Genomic DNA, 16,702 nt, shown 5'->3' on the forward strand with positions numbered 1-16,702 from the left:
GAATCAACCTCCTGTTTGAGCCCGCGCAGTTTCCCATACATGCGTCCAGCCGGGTGCCAGATGCGCGGCGCGCTCGGCGGCCAGGATCAGACTGTCTTCGCGGGCGATGCCCTGGCCCGCGATGTCGAACGCGGTGCCGTGATCGACCGACACGCGCACCACCGGCAGGCCGACGGTGATGTTAACGCCGTCGTCGCCATAGACGGCCTTGAAGGGGGCGTGGCCCTGGTCGTGGTAACAGGCGATCACGAACTGCCACTTGCCACGCACCGCCTGCGGGAACAGGGCGTCGGCCGGGATCGGGCCGGCCGCCAGGATGCCGGCGGCATTGGCCTCGGCCACGGCGGGGGCCAGGATGTCGGCGTCTTCGGTACCGAAGATGCCGTTCTCGCCGGCGTGCGGATTCAGGCCCGAGACGGCCACCGGGCGGTCGCCGCGGCCCAGGGCCTTGGCGAACGAGCCGGCCAGGCGCAGCACCGCGCGCACGCGCGCCGGGGTCAGGTCTTCGATGGCCTGGCGCAGCGACACGTGGGTGGTGGCGTGGAAGATGTAGAGGTCGCCCGCCGAGAGCACCAGCGAGAAGGTCTTGACGCCGAATTCGTGCGCCAGCAGTTCGGTGTGGCCGGGCCATTTGTGGCCGGCGGCGTGCATGGCGGCCTTGTTCAGCGGGGCGGTGACGATGCCGTCGACTTCGCCGGCGCGCGCCAGGGCGCAGGCGGTGGTGACAAAGCGCACCGAGCCGTCGCCGGCGTCGGCGCTGATCTCGCCGAGCTTGACGTGGCCCAGCGAGGGGCCGGCCTGCAGCACTTCGATGGTGCCGGGCGCATTGCTGGCGTCGGCGGGGCGTTCGACGCGGCGCACGATGGCGGGGTCGCCGCCGAGGCCGCGCACCGCATTGGCCATCACGTCGACGTCGCCAATCACGACCAGGCGCGCCTTCTGGCGCAGTTCGTCATGGCCCATCAGCATCTTGGCCGTGATCTCCGGCCCGATGCCGGCCACGTCGCCGAGGGTCACGGCCAAGAGCGGCAGCTTGGGGGCGGGGGTTTGTGTCATCGCTTGAATCTCCTGTCGCGGATCGCGCGCACGGCGCGAACCAGTACGTCTTCGGCGCCAAAGCCGCCGGCCTTGGTCACCACGGGCAGGCCGTCGGCCGTACCCCCGGTCAGCGTGCCCAGAGGCACGCCGCCCATTACTTCGTCCACCAGGGCGATGCCGCTGGCGCCCAGCGCCAGCAGCACCTGGCGCGCGCCGTCGCCGCCGGTGGCGACCACGCCCGCGGCGCGCGAGGCGCCGATGGCCTGCGCCGCCAGGGCGCCGAGGCGCCACGCTACGGTGTCGGAATCGAGTCCTTCGCGCTGGCCGGCCGGCGCCAGCAACAGCAGCGTGCCGGCGGCGTCGGCGCCGCCCTGCGCGTGGGCGCGCAGCAGCGGCGCGCACCAGGCCTGCCAGGCGGCGTCATCGGCCAGATCCGCCAGCCGCGGCGCCCAGGTGCGCGCGCCGGTGGCTTGCAGCGCGGCGGCTTGCGCGCGCGCGGCGCTGTGCTGCGAGGTCACGACCACGACCACCGGGGCGGTCTGGTCGGCGCCGGCCCAGACGCGGGCCAGCGGCGCCGCCAGGCCCCCCGCGCCCACCGGCAGGGCGCGCGGCCCCAGCAGGCCGATGGCGCGCGCCAGCCGTTCCAGGTCGGCGTCGTCGCGGGCGTCGACCACCACCGTGGCGCCGGCCCGCGCGATGCGCGCGGCCAGCGATTCGGCGGATTCATCGGCCTCGGCCGCGACCTGGGCGCAGCCCAGCAGGGTCGGGATGTGGCTTTCGGTCACGGACGTGACCGGGTCGGTGGCGGCCGAGGTGGCGGTGACGGGCTGGCCGGCCACCCTGAGCACGCCGTTTTCCACGGTACGGCCAGTGGCGGGAAACGCCGGGCAGACCACCGCGATGGCGTCCTCGCCCCAGGCCTCGCGCGCCGCGTCGATCTCGGCCTTGAAGGCGCCGCGCAGCGTCGAGTCCACTTTTTTGTACAGGCGCGTGACGCCGGCGGCGCGCAGCAGTTCGACGTTGCGCCGGATCACCGCGCCCGCTTGCGCGGCCGGCAGGGCGCGGCTGTGGGTGGTGACCGCCAGCACGTCGACGTCGTCGGCGGCCGGCGCCGCCAGCGCCTCGTGGGCGCCGTCGATCGACAGGCGCGTGGTCCAGCCGGCGCGCACGAATTGCACGGCGGTGTCGCCGGAGCCGGTCAGGTCGTCGGCGACGATGGCGATGGCGGGATTCAAAGGGCCTCCCCGCGCGCCTCGCGGTAGTTGCCGCCCGAGCCGGCGTCGCTGGCGTCTTCGGACTTGAGTTCGCCGGCGCGCTTGAGGAAGAACGAGGCCAGCAACGGCGCCAGGATGGAACTGATCAGCACACACGCGGCGACCTGTGCGGTGGCGGTCGAGACGTATTGCTGGAAGTTGGGGTCGGCGGCCGCGACCACGGCGGGGGTGGCGATGGCGTTGCCGGCGGTGGTGCCGGCGGCGAAACCCAGGCCGCTCTTGCCGCCGCGGCGCAGGATCAGGCGATAGCCCAGGTAGACCAGGCCGCCGGTGATGGGGCTGATGATCAGGCCCAGGATCAGGCCGCTGATGCCGCCGTTGACCACGGCGCCCAGGTTGATGCCGGTGCCCAGCGCGAAGGCGAAGAACGGAATCACGATGTTGGGCACGGGCTTGAGCACGTCGCGCCACTTGGGGTCGAGGTTGCCGACCACCACGCCCAGCAGGAACGGCACCAGCGCGGCGACCAGGGCGATCATGGGGATGTCGGCCAGGCCCGAGGCGCCCAGGAACAGCAGGCTGAAGAAGGGGCCGTCGTTGACCGCGCTGGCGACGTAGGCGCCGCGGTCGCGGGCGTCGCCGTACTGGCCGGTGTAGGCGAGCCACAGGCCGCCGTTGCTGTTGTCGAAGGCCGCCAGCAGGGCCAGGATCGACACGCCCAGCACGCCGTTCAGGCCGACATAGCTGCCCAGGATGATGATGAGGGTGGCGGGCACCAGGGTCTTCATCAGCAGGATGGTGCCGGCGGTGGCCAGGATCGGGCCGCCGGTGCGGGCGTTGACGTGGGTACCGGTGGCGAAGATCAGCAATGCGATCAGCGGCAGGGCGCTGTTCTTGAACAGGGCGGTGGTGAAGCCGCCGATGGCCAGCGCGTCGGGCGCGAAGGTGCCGAGCAGCGAGCCCAGGATCAGCGGTACCAGCATCAGGCCGCCGGGGATTTTCTGCATCGTGCCAAAGAAGGGCGAACGGGTGGTTTCGGTCGTCACAATCGGAGTCTCCAGGGGGATTTTCTCGCGGCGCAGACGTTCATGTGCGTCTGTCAGGGGGTTGAAAGCCGCCAGTGTACACCTGTACGTACAGCATGTACGTACAGGGTATCCCCTGTGGCGAATCCGCGACGGACGGCGCGTGGATCAATCCAGGCCGACAAAGCCTCCGGTCTGGTGGCTCCACAGCCGGGCGTACAGCCCGCCCTGGGCGATCAGGCCAGCGTGGCTGCCGGACTCGACGATACGGCCGCCGTCCAGCACCACCAGCCGGTCCATGCGGGCAATGGTGGACAGGCGGTGGGCGATGGCGATGACGGTCTTGCCGCGCATCAGCGCCTCCAGGCTTTCCTGGATCGCGGCCTCGACTTCGGAATCCAGCGCCGAGGTGGCTTCGTCCAGGATCAGGATGGGCGCGTCCTTGAGCAGCACGCGGGCGATGGCGATGCGCTGACGTTGGCCGCCCGACAGCTTGACGCCGCGTTCGCCGACGTGGGCGTCCAGGCCGCGGCGGCCGTCGCCGTCGACCAGCGTGTCGATGAATTCGGCGGCGCGGGCACGGTCGATGGCATCGCGCAGCTGGGCGTCGGTGGCGTCGGGCCGGCCATACAGCAGGTTGTCGCGGATCGAGCGGTGCAGCAGCGAGGTGTCCTGGGTGACCACGCCGATCTGCGAGCGCAGGCTTTCCTGGGTGACGCCAGCGATGTCCTGGCCGTCGATCAGGATGCGGCCGCCTTCCAGGTCGTACAGGCGCAGCAGCACGTTGACCAGGGTCGACTTGCCGGCGCCGGACGGGCCGATCAGGCCGATCTTCTCGCCGGCGTGCACGGTCAGATCCAGGTGCGGGATGATCGGGCGGCGGCTGCCGTAATGGAACGACACGTCCTCGAAACGCACCTCGCCCCGCGTGATGCGCAAGGGCACGGCGCCGGGCCGGTCGAGCACCTGGCGCGGCTGCGAGATGGTGGCCAGGCCATCCTGCACGATGCCGACGTTTTCCGAGATGCCGTTCACTTCCCACATGATCCAGGCCGACATGTTGTTGATGCGGATCACCAGGCCCAGCGCCAGCGTGATCGCGCCCAGGCTGATGCTGCCGATGCTCCACAGCCACAGCGCCAGGCCGGCGGTGCTGGCGATCAGGATGCCGTTGAGCGTGTTGATGGAGACGTCCATGGCGGTGATGACGCGGGTCGACAGGCGCTGCTTTTCGGTTTGCTCGGTCATGGCCTGGCGCGCGTAGTCTTCCTCGCGGCGGGCGTGGGCGAACAGCTTGAGCGTGGCGATGTTGGTGTAGCCGTCGACGATGCGGCCCATCAATTTGGAGCGCGCCTCGGAGGCGATGACGGCGCGCGCCTGCATGCGCGGCACGAAGTACGCCAGCATGCCGCAGTAGATGGCGATCCACAGCACCAGCGGAATCACCAGGCGCCAGTCGGCCTCGGCGAACAGGTAGAGCGCGCTGGCCGCGTACAGGATCACGTGCCATAGCGCATCCACCGATTGCACGGCCGAATCGCGCAGTGAATTGCCGGTCTGCAGCACTCGGTTGGCGACGCGGCCGGCGAAGTCATTATGGAAGAACGCCAGGCCCTGGTTGAGCACGTAGCGGTGGTTCTGCCAGCGCACCAGGGTGGTCAGGCTGGGCGAGACGGTCTGATGCGACAGCAGGTCATGCGCCGCGATCGACAGCGGCCGCAGCACCATCACCACGAAGGCCATCCATGCCAGCGTGTAGGCGTGTTCGCGGAAGAAGTCGGCCGGCGGGGTGTGCTGCGCCATGTCGACCAGGTCCGCCAGGAAGCTGAACAACGCCACTTCCACCAGCGCGCCCGCCAGGCCCACCAGCAGCAGGATGGCGAAGATTGGCCAGACTTGCCACAGATAGTAGGCGTAAAAGCGCAGCACCCGCCCCGGCGGGGTGATGTCGGGGGCCTCCCGGAACGGGTCGATCAGGTTTTCGAAGTAACGAAAGACGGGATTCGCGACGGGGTCTGGTTTGGCGCCGGGCATGAGGGATCCAGGAAAGGAGGCCGCCCAAGCGTATCAGGGTAACCCCTTGAAAATAAAGGGGCTGGACGCCGTCATCCGTATTGCGCGCGCCGCGTTCCCCCTTCGCGGCGGCTGGCCTTTTCCGCCACGATGTTGTCCTGCGCCATGCGCCGGCCGCGTTCCCCGATGCGGCCCAGCAGGTCGCGCAGCAAGGCGACCTCGGCCGCGTCCAGGTCCTGCACCAGCAGGTCGTTCAGGCGCATGACTTCGGGCAGCAGGGCCCGGTAGCGGTCCAGGCCTTCCGCCGTGGCCTGGATCCGCGCCACGCGGCGGTCGGCCGGGTCGGGCAGGCGTTGCAGCCAGCCCTTCTGGCACAGCGCGCCCAGCGTGCGCGAGGTGCGCGCCAGATCGAGCCTGGCGGCGGCGGCCAGTTCGGCCGAGGTCATGATGCCGCCCTCGACCGCGCATGCCAGCAGGCGCCATTCGCGCCGGGTAATGCCGAAACGGCCTTCGCACAGACGCACGAAGACGGGGTTGGACTGGGCCCAGGCCTGGTACAGCTGGTACATCAGCATCCCGGCCAGGGGGTGTTCGACGGGGTCTTGGGGGGGCATTGTCGTCTCCTGCCAACGGCGTGCGCCGTGTCTGTCGCGCTGCGTTCATGGCGCGGCGCATATCGTTATGGTGAGTATTGGCAGTCCATATCGTTATGGCAAGTACTGGATTAGATCAAGCAATCTCCCCGGCGCTACAGTCGTTGCGCCGATCCAGGCTATGGCCCGACATGCAGAAACATAACCGACAGCGGGCCGCTGTCACCAGGGAGACAACTGTGCGAAATTGGATATCCTGTGCCGCGTTCGCGGCGCTCGCGGCGGTTTCAGCCGCGCCGGCCTGTGCCCAGCAGGCGCCGCTGGACGGCGCCTTGACCATCGTGGTGGGTTATCCGCCGGGCGGCAGCTCCGACCGCATCGCCCGCCTGGTGGCCGACCGTCTCAAGGAGCGCCTGGGCGTGACGGTGGTGGTCGAGAACAAGACCGGTGCCGGCGGCCGGATCGCGGCGCAGAGCCTGCATGTCCAGGCCGAGCGCCAGAATGTGCTGATGCTGGCCAATCCCGCGGTGATGGTGGTGGCGCCGCTGGTGTATGCCGAGCCGGGCTACGACGCCCGCAAGGATTTCAAGCCGGTGTCGCTGGTCAGCCGCTACAAGTTCGCGCTGGCCGTGTCGGCCAGTTCGCACATCCACGACATCGCTGCGCTGCGCAGTTGGCTGCGCGAGCATCCGCGCGACTTCACGGTGGGCGTGCCGGCCACCGGCAGCCTGCCGCATTTCTTCGCCCTGATGCTGGGCCGTGCCATCGAGCAGAAGCCCGAGGTGGTGGGGTACCGCGGTTCCGCGCCGCTGATCTCCGAACTGATCGGCGGCATCCTGCCGCAGGCCGTGGACACGCTCGACACGCTGCTGCCGCAGCATCAGGGCGGCAAGATCCGCATCCTGGCGACCTCGGGCGAGGCGCGCGATCCGCAGCTGCCTGACGTGCCCACGTTCCGCCAGGCCGGCATCGACCTGGCGGCGGATGGCTGGAATGCGTTCTTCGCTCCGGCCTCGATGGCTCCGGCCAAGGTCGAGCGGCTGGGCAAGGATATCGCCGCGGTGATGAATGAGCCGGCGATGCAGCGCGCGGTGCGCGCCGCCTATCTGGAGCCGGTGTCGGCCGATGTCGCCGTCACCACCCGCGAGCTGGATGCGTATCGCAATCAATGGGAGCCGGTGGTGCGCGCTTCCGGTTTCACGGCGACGCAATAGGAGCGGACAGCAATGAGCACGGTGCAGAATGTGTTGTTCATCATGGCCGACCAGTTGCGGGCGGACCATCTGAGCTGCTATGGCCACCCCTATCTGCAGACGCCCAGCCTTGACGCGCTGGCCGCGCGCGGCGCGCGTTTCGAGCGGGCCTTCGTCAATTCCGGCGTGTGCGGCCCGTCGCGCATGAGCTATTACACGGGGCGCTATCCGTCGCGCCACGGCGCTACCTGGAACCGGGTGCCGCTGTCGGTCAACGAGATCACGCTGGGCGAATACCTGGCGGGGCAGGGGCGCGACCTGGCGCTGGCGGGCAAGACCCACGTCATTCCCGACAAGGCCGGCATGGAGCGCCTGTCGATCGACGGCGCCTCCGAGCTGGGCGCGCTGCTGTCGCGCGGCGGTTTCACCGAGGTCGACCGCTATGACGGCCATCACGAACCCGGCGCGGAAAGCGGTTATCCCGCCTTCCTGCGCAGCCAGGGCTATGACAGCGCCGACCCCTGGACCGACTACGTCATCGCCGGCGTCGATGCGCAGGGCCAGGTGGTCAGCGGCTGGAACATGCGCAACGCGCACCTGCCGTCGCGCGTGGCCGAGCCGCATTCCGAAACCGCCTACATGACCGACCAGGCGCTGCGTTTCATGCAGCAGCGGGGCGGCCAGCCCTGGGTGCTGCACCTGAGCTACGTCAAGCCGCACTGGCCCTACATGGCGCCGGCGCCCTACCACCAGCGCTATACGGCCGACCAGTGCCTGCCGGTGCGCCGCAACCGCGAGGAACTGGCCGGCGCGCATCCGGTGGTGGCGGCCTATCGCCAGCACGAGGAAAGCGTCAGCTTCTCGACCGACGAATGCGTGCGCGTGGTGCGCCCCGCCTACCAGGGCCTGATCCGCCAGCTCGACGACCACCTGGGCCGGTTGTTCGACTACATGGAAGGCGCCGGCCTGATGCGCAACACGCTGATCGTGTTCACGGCCGACCACGGCGACTTCCTGGGCGACCACTGGCTGGGCGAGAAGGAACTGTTCTACGACACCGTGCAGCGGGTGCCGTTCATCGTCATGGACCCGTCGGCGGCGGCCGATGCGACGCGCGGCCAGGCGTTGGCGGACATGGTGGAAAGCGTGGACCTGGTGCCGACGGTGCTGCGCGCGCTGGACGCGCCGCGGCCGTGGCACCGGCTGGAAGGACGCGAATTGCAGACCGTGCTGCATGGCCGTGGCGCCAGCGAGCCGTGGCGCGATTGCGTATTCTCGGAACTGGACTACAGCTTCCGCCAGGCGCGGCTGCTGCGCGGCAAGACACCGCAGAACGCGCGCGCCTGGTCGGTGCGCACCGACCGCTGGCGCTACGTCTACTGGCTGGACGAGCCCGAGCAACTGTTTGACCTGCACGCCGATCCCGACGAATTCCAGGACCTGGGCACCAGCATCGCGCATGCGCCGGTGCGGGCGCAACTGCGCGAGCGTTTGCTGGACTGGATGTTGCGCGGCAAGCGCCGCACCACCATGAGCGACGCGGCGATCGAGCAGGGAACCAACGCGCACAAGCGCGCCGGGGTGTTTTTCGGACAGTGGTGAGGCAGCGGCCGCGGGGCGCATCCGCGCCGCCGGGGGCGGCCGGCGCAAGGCGCCTTCGCGTGCCGGCGGGCGCTAGGCGCCCGCGGTGTCCTTGCGCGGCGCCTCGGCCGTGGCCTGCTTGAGTTCGCGCCGCAGGATCTTGCCGACGTTGGTGCGTGGCAGCTCATCGCGGAACTCGATGTAGCGCGGCACCTTGTAGCCGGTGAGCTGGGAGCGGCAGTGCGCGATCAGCGTCTCGGCGTCCAGGTCGGGATCCTTGCGGATCACGAATAGCTTGACTGCCTCGCCGGAGCGCTCGTCGGGCACGCCGATGGCCGCCACTTCGCGCACGCCCGGGTGCAGCGCCGCCGCGTCCTCGACCTCGTTGGGATAGACGTTGAAGCCGGACACCAGGATCATGTCCTTCTTGCGGTCGACCAGGAACACATAGCCGGCCTCGTCCACGTAGCCGATGTCGCCGGTGCGCAGGTAGCCGTCGGGCGTCATCACCTGCCCGGTCTCGTCGGGCCGGTTCCAGTAGCCTTGCGTTACCTGGGGCCCGCGCACGCAGATCTCGCCGCGTTCGCCCACGCCCAGCTCGCGTCCTTCGTCGTCGCGGATCGACAGGTCGGTCGACGGCACCGGCAGGCCGATCGAGCCGGTGAACACCTTCACGTCCAGCGGATTGATGGTCACCGCCGGCGAGGTCTCGGTCAGCCCATAGGCCTGGGCCAGCGAGCGGCCGGTGACCGCCAGCCAGCGCTCGGCCACGGCGCGCTGCACCGCCATGCCGCCGCCCATGGTCAGGCGCAGGTGCGAGAAATCCAGTTTGGCGAAGTCCGGATGGTTGAGCAGGGCGTTGAACAGGGTATTGACGCCGGTGAAGGCGCTGAAGGGCACCTTGGCCATTTCCTTGATCAGCCCGCCGATGTCGCGCGGATTGATGATCAGCAGGTTGCTGGCGCCGATCTTCATGTAGGCCAGGCAGTTCGCCGTGAGCGCGAAGATATGGTAGAGCGGCAGGGCCGTGATGATGCATTCCTCGCCGTCCTTGACCCACGGCTTGATCCAGGCGTGGGCCTGGGTCACGTTGGCGGCGAGGTTGCCGTGGGTCAGCATGGCGGCCTTGGCCACGCCGGTGGTGCCGCCGGTGTATTGCAGGCAGGCCAGGTCGTCCTGGGTCAGGGTGACCTCCTCGAACGGCAGGTCGCGTCCGGCCCGCAGCGCCGTGCCCAGGCGGATGGCGGAGGGAATCGACCAGGCCGGCACCATGCGCTTGACCCGCCGCACCACGAAGTCGACCAGGCGGCCCTTGAGCGGGCCGAGCAGTTCGCCGATCGAGGTTACCAGCACCTTTTCGACGGGGGCCTTGGGCAGCGCCTTTTGCAGCGTGGCGGCGAAGTTGTCCGCCACCACGATGGCGCGCGCGCCGGAGTCGGCCAGCTGGTGTTCCAGTTCGTGCGCGGTGTAGAGCGGGTTGCAATTGACCACGGTGCAGCCGGCGCGCAGCGTGCCGAACAGGCACACCGGGTATTGCAGCAGGTTGGGCATCATCAGCGCCACGCGGTCGCCCTTGCGCAAGCCGTTGGCGTGCAGCCAGGCGGCGAAGTCGCGCGTCAGGCGGTCGAGTTCGGCGTAGGTCAGGGTCTTGCCCATGCTCAGGTACGCCGGCTTGTCGGCGAACCGCCGGTAGCTGTCGCGGGCAATCGAGACCAACGTGGTGGCGCGGTCGAGTTCGATGTCCTTGGGGATGCCCGGGGGGTAGCTCTTTTGCCAGATTCGTTCCATTTTCAAGGGGCTCCCAGCAGGGCTTTTTTGAGGGAGGATTGGGCCGGGTCGTCGCCCAGCCAGACGCGCAGCAGCGCGCGGCCGAAGGCCGGGTCGTCGATGCGGCCGCGCGGCTTGCCGTTGTCGGTGATCGCGACGCCACGGGCGTCGAAGTCCAGGTCGATGACGTCGCCTTCGCGGGCCGAGCCGATTTCGGCCATCAGCGCCGACAGGCGGGCCGTGGAGGGTTGCAGGGCGGCCAGTTCCGCTTTGGGGGTGTTGTCGCGCAATCCGTCCTGCAGCGCCGCGTCCAGGCTCTTGCTGTCGACATCGCGCAAGAGCTGCAGCCGCATGCGGCGCGGTTCGTCGCTGTTGATCAAGGCCGCTGCGTCCTGGCTCCTGGCGCTGGCATACAGCGCCGCCACGTAGACCTTGACGATGAACTTGGTGCGCAGGCCGGCGCCGTTCAGCACCAGCGCATGGCCGTCTTCGGCCAACTGCCCGGGCACGCGCACGCCGGCGACCTCCACATCGGCGGCCAGCGCGGGGCCTGCCACCAGGCAGGCGGCCAGGATCAGGCTCAGGGCGGCGGCGCGCCCTCCGGGGGTGATGTCACGCATGGGTCTCCTCCTGTCGTTTTCTGCTTGTAGTACTTCTTGTCGGCGATGTAGATCGTGCGTTCCACGACGGCATAGACGACACCGTCCTTGTCTTTCAATTCCACGGCGTATGTCCGGGTGGTCTCGTGGTCGCGCGCCAGGATGGCGCGTATCTCCGCGATTTCTCCCGGCGGCAGCCGGAAGTCCACATACAGCGTGGTGTAGGCGGGCTTGCGGTAGCGGATGGACGCGGCCTTGTCCCACACGATGTGGTCCGCGCCGAGCGCGGCCATCAGCATGGTGGGATGGGCGCCGTCGGTCACCGCGAACAGCGAGCCGCCGTACATGGACCCCACAATATTGCGCGTGCGCCGCAGCAAGGGCAGCTTGATGCGGATGTGCTGAAAATCCTGCGATACATACAGCACCCGTCCGCCGGTGGCGCGAAACGCCGGATGCAGGTTGAATCCCACCCGCATCAGGCGCGCGCGCCAGGCCGGCGACAGGCGTTTGAACCAATAGGGCTTCACCGCCTTGTCCGGGTTACATCGCTTCGAACAGGCCGGCCGCGCCCATGCCGGTGCCGATGCACATGGTCACCATGCCGTACTTGCCGCCAGTGCGGCGCAGGCCATGCAGCAGCGTGGCGGTGCGGATCGCGCCGGTCGCGCCCAGCGGATGGCCCAGCGCGATGGCGCCGCCCAGCGGGTTGATCTTGGACGGATCGAGCTTGAGTTCGCGGATCACCGCCAGCGATTGCGCGGCGAAGGCCTCGTTCAGTTCGATCCAGTCCAGGTCGTCCTGGGCGATGCCGGCGCGGGCCAACACCTTGGGGATGGCGGCCATGGGGCCGATGCCCATGATTTCCGGCGGCACCCCGGCCACCGAGTAGCTGACAAAGCGCGCCAACGGGCTGAGGTTGAATTCGCGCAGCACGCGCTCGGACACCAGCACCACGGCGGCGGCGCCGTCGGACATCTGCGAGCTGTTGCCGGCGGTGACGCTGCCGCGCGCGGCGAACACGGGCTTGAGCCGCGCCAGGCCCTCGGCGGTGGTGTCGGGGCGCGGGCCTTCGTCGACCTCGACCAGGCGGCGGGTTTCGCGCACGTCGCCCTTGGGCCCGCCGGGCAGGCGCGTCACCACCTCGAACGGCGTGGTCTCGGCGCGGAAGTGGCCGGCGGCGATGGCGGCGTTGGCCTTCTGCTGCGATTCCAGTGCGAAGGCGTCCTGGTCTTCGCGCGACACCTTCCATTGCTCGGCCACTTTCTCGCCGGTCAGGCCCATGCCGAAGGCCATGCCGACGTTCTCGGGATGCGAGAAGATGGCCGGATTGAGCGACACCTTGTTGCCCATGATCTGCGGCATGGCGCTCATGGACTCGGTGCCCGAGCCGATCATGATGTCGACCTCGCCGCTGCGGATGCGGGCGGCGGCGTCGGCCACGGCCTGCAGGCCCGAGGCGCAGAAGCGGTTGACGGTGACGCCGGCCACGCTCTGCGGCAGGCCGGCCAGCAACAGGCCGATGCGCGCCACGTTCATGCCCTGTTCGGCTTCCGGCATGGCGCAGCCGGTGATGACGTCGTCAATGCGCGCCGGCTCCAGCCACGGCGTCTGCTTGAGCACGCCCTGCAGCGCGGCCGCCAGCATGTCGTCGGGCCGGGTAGTGGCGTACACCCCCTTGCGCTTGCCCACCGGCAGCCGCGTCGCCGCAACGATGTAGGCCTCTTGAATCTGCTTGCTCATATCAATTCCTCGTATCCATAACGATCACCCTCTACGCACACCGCGGTCCCCCACCAGCGGGGCCGCGCGGATCCGGCTCCGCCGGTCCGCCACCGGCGCCCCTGGGGGCGGCGCCGAAGGCGCTAGGGGGGAGCCTAATTCCGCAATGGCTTGCCGGTGTCGAGCGTGTGGCGGATGCGGGCCTGGGTTTCGGGGGTGCGCAGCAGCGCCACGAACTCCTTGCGTTCGACCGCCAGCAGCCATTCCTCGTCGACCCTGGCGCCGGTCTCGACCTCGCCGCCGCACAACGCCACCGCGGCGCTGCGCGCCACGCGGTAGTCATGGGCGCTGATCATGCCGCCTTCGCGCATGTTGACCAGCACCATCTCGAAATTGGCGATGCCGTTGCGGCCGGCCACCGGCACGCCCTGCAGCCGAGGCGGCGGCGCGTAGCCGGCGGTGGCCGCGGCGCGGGCCTGGCTGATCGCCACGAACAGCAGTTCGCCGGGATGGAACAGCACGATATCTTGCTGCCGCGCGAAGCCGAGGTCGACGGCCTCGATGGCGCTCTTGGCGACCCGCGCCATGGCGATGGTCTGGAACACCGGTTGCAGGAACGGGAACACCTCGCCGGGCGTGGCGGTGGTGGCCGCCAGCGCCGCGGCGCGGCCGGCGAATTCCTTGCTGCCGCCGCCGGCCGGGATCAGGCCGACGCCGGCCTCGACCAGGCCGATGTAGCTTTCCAGCGCCAGCACGCGGTGCGAGGCATGCATCAGGAATTCACAGCCGCCGCCCAGCGCCATGCCCTGCACGGCCGCCACGGTGGGGATCTGCGCATATTTGAAGGCCTGCGAGGTGCGCTGGAATTTCTCGACGGTGGCTTCCAGCATGTCCCACTGGCCGGCGGCGCAGGCTTCCGATACCTGTTGCAGGTTGGCGCCCACGGCGAACGGGGCATCGTGCCAGATCACCAGGCCGTCGAAGTCGCGTTCGGCGCGGGCCACGGCCTGCAGGATGCCTTCGAGCACCTCGGCGCCCAGCGTGTGATTCTTGGAGGTGACGGAAAGAATGGCGATGCCGGCGTCCACCTCGGGCAGGTTCCACAGGCGCACGCCTTCGTTTTCCCACACGGTGGCGCCACGGTCGTCGGCGCCTTCGCCGAACACGCGCTCGGGGAACAGCTGGCGCTGGTAGACCGGCAGCGCCGAACGCGGCTGCAGCGTGCCGCTGCGGGCGGAATACGAGCCCTGCGGCGTGTGCACGCCCTGGCGGTCGGGCTCCAGGGCCCAGTCCGGCAGCGGCGCATCGCTCATGGCGCGGCCGGCGGCGATGTCCTCGGCCACGGCGCGGGCGATGGCCTGCCAGCCGGCGGCCTGCCAGGTTTCGAATGGGCCCTGGGCCCAGCCGAAGCCCCAGCGCATGGCCAGGTCCAGGTCGCGGGCGTTGTCGGCCACCTGGCCGAGCTGCACGGCGCTGTAGTGGAAGATGTCGCGGAACAGGCTCCACAGGAACTGGGCTTGCGGATGCGCGCTGGCGCGCAGCGCGGCGAAGCGCTTGGCCGGGTCGCGTTCCTTGAGCAGGGCGGCGACGTCGTCGGCCAGCTTGCCGGCGCTGGGACGGTAATCCTGCGCCTGCAGGTCCAGCACCTGGATCTCGCGGCCGGCCTTGCGGTAGACGCCGGCGCCGCTCTTCTGGCCGAGCGCGCCCTTGGAAATCAGGGCCGACAGCCAGGCGGGCAGCGTGAAGTAGCGGTGCCAGGGATCGTCCGGCAGGTTCTTGTCCATGGTGCCGACCACGTGCGCCAGCGTGTCCAGGCCGACCACGTCGGCGGTGCGGTAGGTGGCGCTCTTGGGACGGCCGATCTTCGGGCCGGTGAGGGCGTCGACCTCGTCAAAGCCCAGGCCCAGGCGCTGGGTGTGGTGCATGGCCGCCAGGATCGAGAACACGCCGATGCGGTTGGCGACGAAGTTGGGGGTGTCCAGCGCGCGGATCACACCCTTGCCCAGGGTGGAGGTCAGCCAGGTTTCGAGCTGGTCCAGCACCGGCGCCTGGGTGTGCGAGGTGGCGATGATCTCCACCAGCCGCATGTAGCGCGGCGGATTGAAGAAGTGGATGCCGCAGAAGCGGTCGCGCAGCGCGGCCGGCAGGGCGTTGGCCAGCGCGTCGATCGACAGGCCGGAGGTATTGGAGGCGATGATGGCGCCGGGCGCCACGTGCGGCGCGATGCGCTCGTACAGCGCGGTCTTCCAGTCCATGCGCTCGGCGATCGCTTCGATGATCAGGTCGCAGCCGCGCAGCTGTTCGATATGGTCGTCGTAGTTGGCCGGGGCGATCAGGGCCAGGCGGGCGGGGCTGGCCAGCGGCGCCGGTTCGAGCTTTTTCAGGCCGGCCAGCGCCTTCTTGACGATGCCGTTGCGGTCGCCCTCGGGCGCGGCCAGGTCGAACAGCGTGACGGGCACGCCGGCATTGGCCAGGTGGGCGGCGATCTGCGCGCCCATGACGCCGGCTCCCAGCACGGCGACGTGTTTGACGACGAACTTGCTCAAGGAAGTCTCCTGAAAATACGGGCCGACGGAGGGTGGGACCGGCCCGCCCTCCGCCCAGGCAGGGCTAGAAACGGGACGACAGTTGCAGCCCGAAGATGTGGCCGCTGCTGTCATAGGTGCCCGCGACGCGGCCCTTCGTCAACGCATTGCCGGACGTGGTGTCGATGTCCGTCTTGCGCAGGTACAGGTAGGTATACCCCAGATCGAGCGTGGTGGTCTTGGTGGCCTGCCATTGCACGCCCGTCGAGAACCAGTAGCGGTCGTTGTCGGGCAGCGAGGTGGGACGGTCTTCGGCCTTGTGGACCGGCGACTGGTCGTAGGCCAGGCCGAACTTCCATTTCCAGGCGGGCGCGAACTTGTAGGTCGTGCCGACGGCGATGCGCCAGGTGTCGCGGAAGTTCAGCGGCAGGTCGTCATCGCGCGCGCCGGTGCCGGAGTTGCGGATCTTCAGGTCGGGAATGCTGCTCCAGCCGGTCCATGAGACGTCGCCCAGCAGTTCCCACTTCTCGTTGAGCTGGTGGGTGGCGCTCAGGATCAGCGTGTCGGGCAGGTCGACCGAGGCCTTGGCGTCGAACGAGACCGACCGGCCGGAGGGGCCGCCGATGTTGTCGATGTCGGTGTCGCCCTTGGCGGTGTGCTTGATCTTGGAGCGGTACGACAGGCCGATGCGGGTGGCGTCGGTGGGTTGCAGCATGAAGCCCACGTTCCAGCCCCAGGCGTCGCCCTTCAGGTTGAGGTCGGCGTCGCCGTTGGTAAAGACGGTGCCGCCGCCGGGCAGCGTTACCGGCACCACGGTCTTCTTCTTGTAGTTGGCGTCGATGTGCTGCCAGTTCACGCCGAAGCCCATCGAGAACTTGTCGTTGACCTTGTAGGCGATCGACGGATTGATGTTGATCGTCTTGATCTCGAACTTGTTCGAGTGGTACTGGCCGGCCCAGTCGTCGTCGTATTCGGTCATCAGGCCGAACGGCGCGCCGATGCCCAGGCCGACGAACCATTTATCGCTCAACTGCCACGAACCGTACAGGTTGGGCACGACGCCGAGGTTGCCGGCGTCGCCGCCGTCACCGCCGGTGGGGCGGGTGCCGCCCAGCGCGGTCGGATTGCGGCTGTTGCCGTTATCCGAGAACTTGAACGAGGGCTTGATCAGGTTGACGCCGCCCGAGACATTGATGCCGGGCAGGTAGGTCATGCCAGCCGGGTTGTAATAGATGATGCTGGCGTTTTCCGGATTTGCCGCCGAGCCCGCGTAGGCATTGCCCAGGCCGCTGGCATTCTGCTCCAGGAGCTGAAAGCCGGCGCCATGGGCGGCGCTGGTGGCGCCCAGGCCGACCACAATGGCGGACAGGGTGCTCAGGGACAATAAACGTCTGCTCATGGTACTGCCTCCTCATGTTGGATAGGTATGTCT

13 protein-coding genes are annotated in these 16,702 nt (G+C 69.0%); 2 read left to right on the forward strand and 11 right to left on the reverse strand.

Annotation, left to right across the window (positions count from 1 at the left end; all coding sequences use genetic code 11):
* Window positions 1-3: 3 nt before the first annotated feature.
* From pdxA to K2W61_RS16880, 5 genes are all read right to left on the reverse strand, one after another.
* Window positions 4-1,056: a 4-hydroxythreonine-4-phosphate dehydrogenase PdxA gene (gene pdxA / locus K2W61_RS16860; RefSeq protein ID WP_175135676.1), complete on the reverse strand. Its 1,053-nt coding sequence runs from the start codon at window positions 1,054-1,056 to the stop codon at window positions 4-6.
* Window positions 1,053-2,273, reverse strand: a complete 1,221-nt coding sequence (dtnK, locus tag K2W61_RS16865) for a D-threonate kinase (protein ID WP_236756114.1) — start codon at window positions 2,271-2,273, stop codon at window positions 1,053-1,055. The genes pdxA and dtnK overlap by 4 nt, the downstream gene beginning before the upstream one ends.
* Window positions 2,270-3,298, reverse strand: a complete 1,029-nt coding sequence (locus tag K2W61_RS16870) for a 2-keto-3-deoxygluconate permease (RefSeq protein WP_175135814.1) — start codon at window positions 3,296-3,298, stop codon at window positions 2,270-2,272. The genes dtnK and K2W61_RS16870 overlap by 4 nt, the downstream gene beginning before the upstream one ends.
* A gap of 147 nt (window positions 3,299-3,445) precedes the next feature.
* Complete coding sequence (locus tag K2W61_RS16875) at window positions 3,446-5,311, reverse strand: ABC transporter ATP-binding protein (RefSeq protein ID WP_175135813.1); 1,866 nt, start codon at window positions 5,309-5,311, stop codon at window positions 3,446-3,448.
* A 71-nt stretch (window positions 5,312-5,382) separates the two neighbouring features.
* Complete coding sequence (locus K2W61_RS16880) at window positions 5,383-5,904, reverse strand: MarR family winged helix-turn-helix transcriptional regulator (protein ID WP_175135812.1); 522 nt, start codon at window positions 5,902-5,904, stop codon at window positions 5,383-5,385.
* 218 nt (window positions 5,905-6,122) lie between these two features.
* On the opposite strand from K2W61_RS16880, the gene K2W61_RS16885 reads away from it, so the two are divergent.
* Window positions 6,123-7,097: a Bug family tripartite tricarboxylate transporter substrate binding protein gene (locus K2W61_RS16885; RefSeq protein ID WP_236756115.1), complete on the forward strand. Its 975-nt coding sequence runs from the start codon at window positions 6,123-6,125 to the stop codon at window positions 7,095-7,097.
* 12 nt (window positions 7,098-7,109) lie between these two features.
* Window positions 7,110-8,678 carry a sulfatase-like hydrolase/transferase gene (locus tag K2W61_RS16890; RefSeq protein WP_175141531.1) on the forward strand — a complete coding sequence of 523 codons (1,569 nt, stop codon included), beginning with the start codon at window positions 7,110-7,112 and terminating at the stop codon, window positions 8,676-8,678.
* Window positions 8,679-8,750: 72 nt separating this feature from the next.
* Here the strand turns inward: K2W61_RS16890 and K2W61_RS16895 are convergent, their stop codons facing one another.
* The 6 genes from K2W61_RS16895 to K2W61_RS16920 all read right to left on the reverse strand — a co-directional run bounded on the left by K2W61_RS16895 (window position 8,751) and on the right by K2W61_RS16920 (window position 16,669).
* Window positions 8,751-10,445: an AMP-binding protein gene (locus tag K2W61_RS16895; RefSeq protein ID WP_236756116.1), complete on the reverse strand. Its 1,695-nt coding sequence runs from the start codon at window positions 10,443-10,445 to the stop codon at window positions 8,751-8,753.
* A gap of 2 nt (window positions 10,446-10,447) precedes the next feature.
* Window positions 10,448-11,044, reverse strand: coding sequence for a chalcone isomerase family protein (locus tag K2W61_RS16900; protein WP_236756117.1), 597 nt, complete (start codon window positions 11,042-11,044; stop codon window positions 10,448-10,450).
* The gene (locus K2W61_RS16905; RefSeq protein ID WP_175135807.1) at window positions 11,005-11,553 is read right to left on the reverse strand and encodes a DUF4442 domain-containing protein; all 549 of its coding nucleotides are present in this window, start codon (window positions 11,551-11,553) and stop codon (window positions 11,005-11,007) included. Before K2W61_RS16905 ends, K2W61_RS16900 begins: the two co-directional genes overlap by 40 nt.
* Window positions 11,554-11,566: 13 nt before the next feature.
* Complete coding sequence (locus K2W61_RS16910) at window positions 11,567-12,766, reverse strand: acetyl-CoA C-acyltransferase (protein ID WP_175141528.1); 1,200 nt, start codon at window positions 12,764-12,766, stop codon at window positions 11,567-11,569.
* A 134-nt stretch (window positions 12,767-12,900) separates the two neighbouring features.
* Window positions 12,901-15,291 (reverse strand): 3-hydroxyacyl-CoA dehydrogenase/enoyl-CoA hydratase family protein, encoded by a 2,391-nt coding sequence (locus K2W61_RS16915; protein WP_236756118.1) that lies wholly within the window; start codon window positions 15,289-15,291, stop codon window positions 12,901-12,903.
* A gap of 64 nt (window positions 15,292-15,355) precedes the next feature.
* A complete protein-coding gene (locus K2W61_RS16920; RefSeq protein WP_175135804.1) occupies window positions 15,356-16,669 on the reverse strand; it encodes an OmpP1/FadL family transporter in 1,314 nt (437 codons plus the stop codon).
* Window positions 16,670-16,702 lie beyond the last annotated feature (33 nt).

It is taken from the genome of Achromobacter pulmonis, from assembly GCF_021733725.1.
Taxonomy (GTDB): domain Bacteria; phylum Pseudomonadota; class Gammaproteobacteria; order Burkholderiales; family Burkholderiaceae_B; genus Achromobacter; species Achromobacter pulmonis.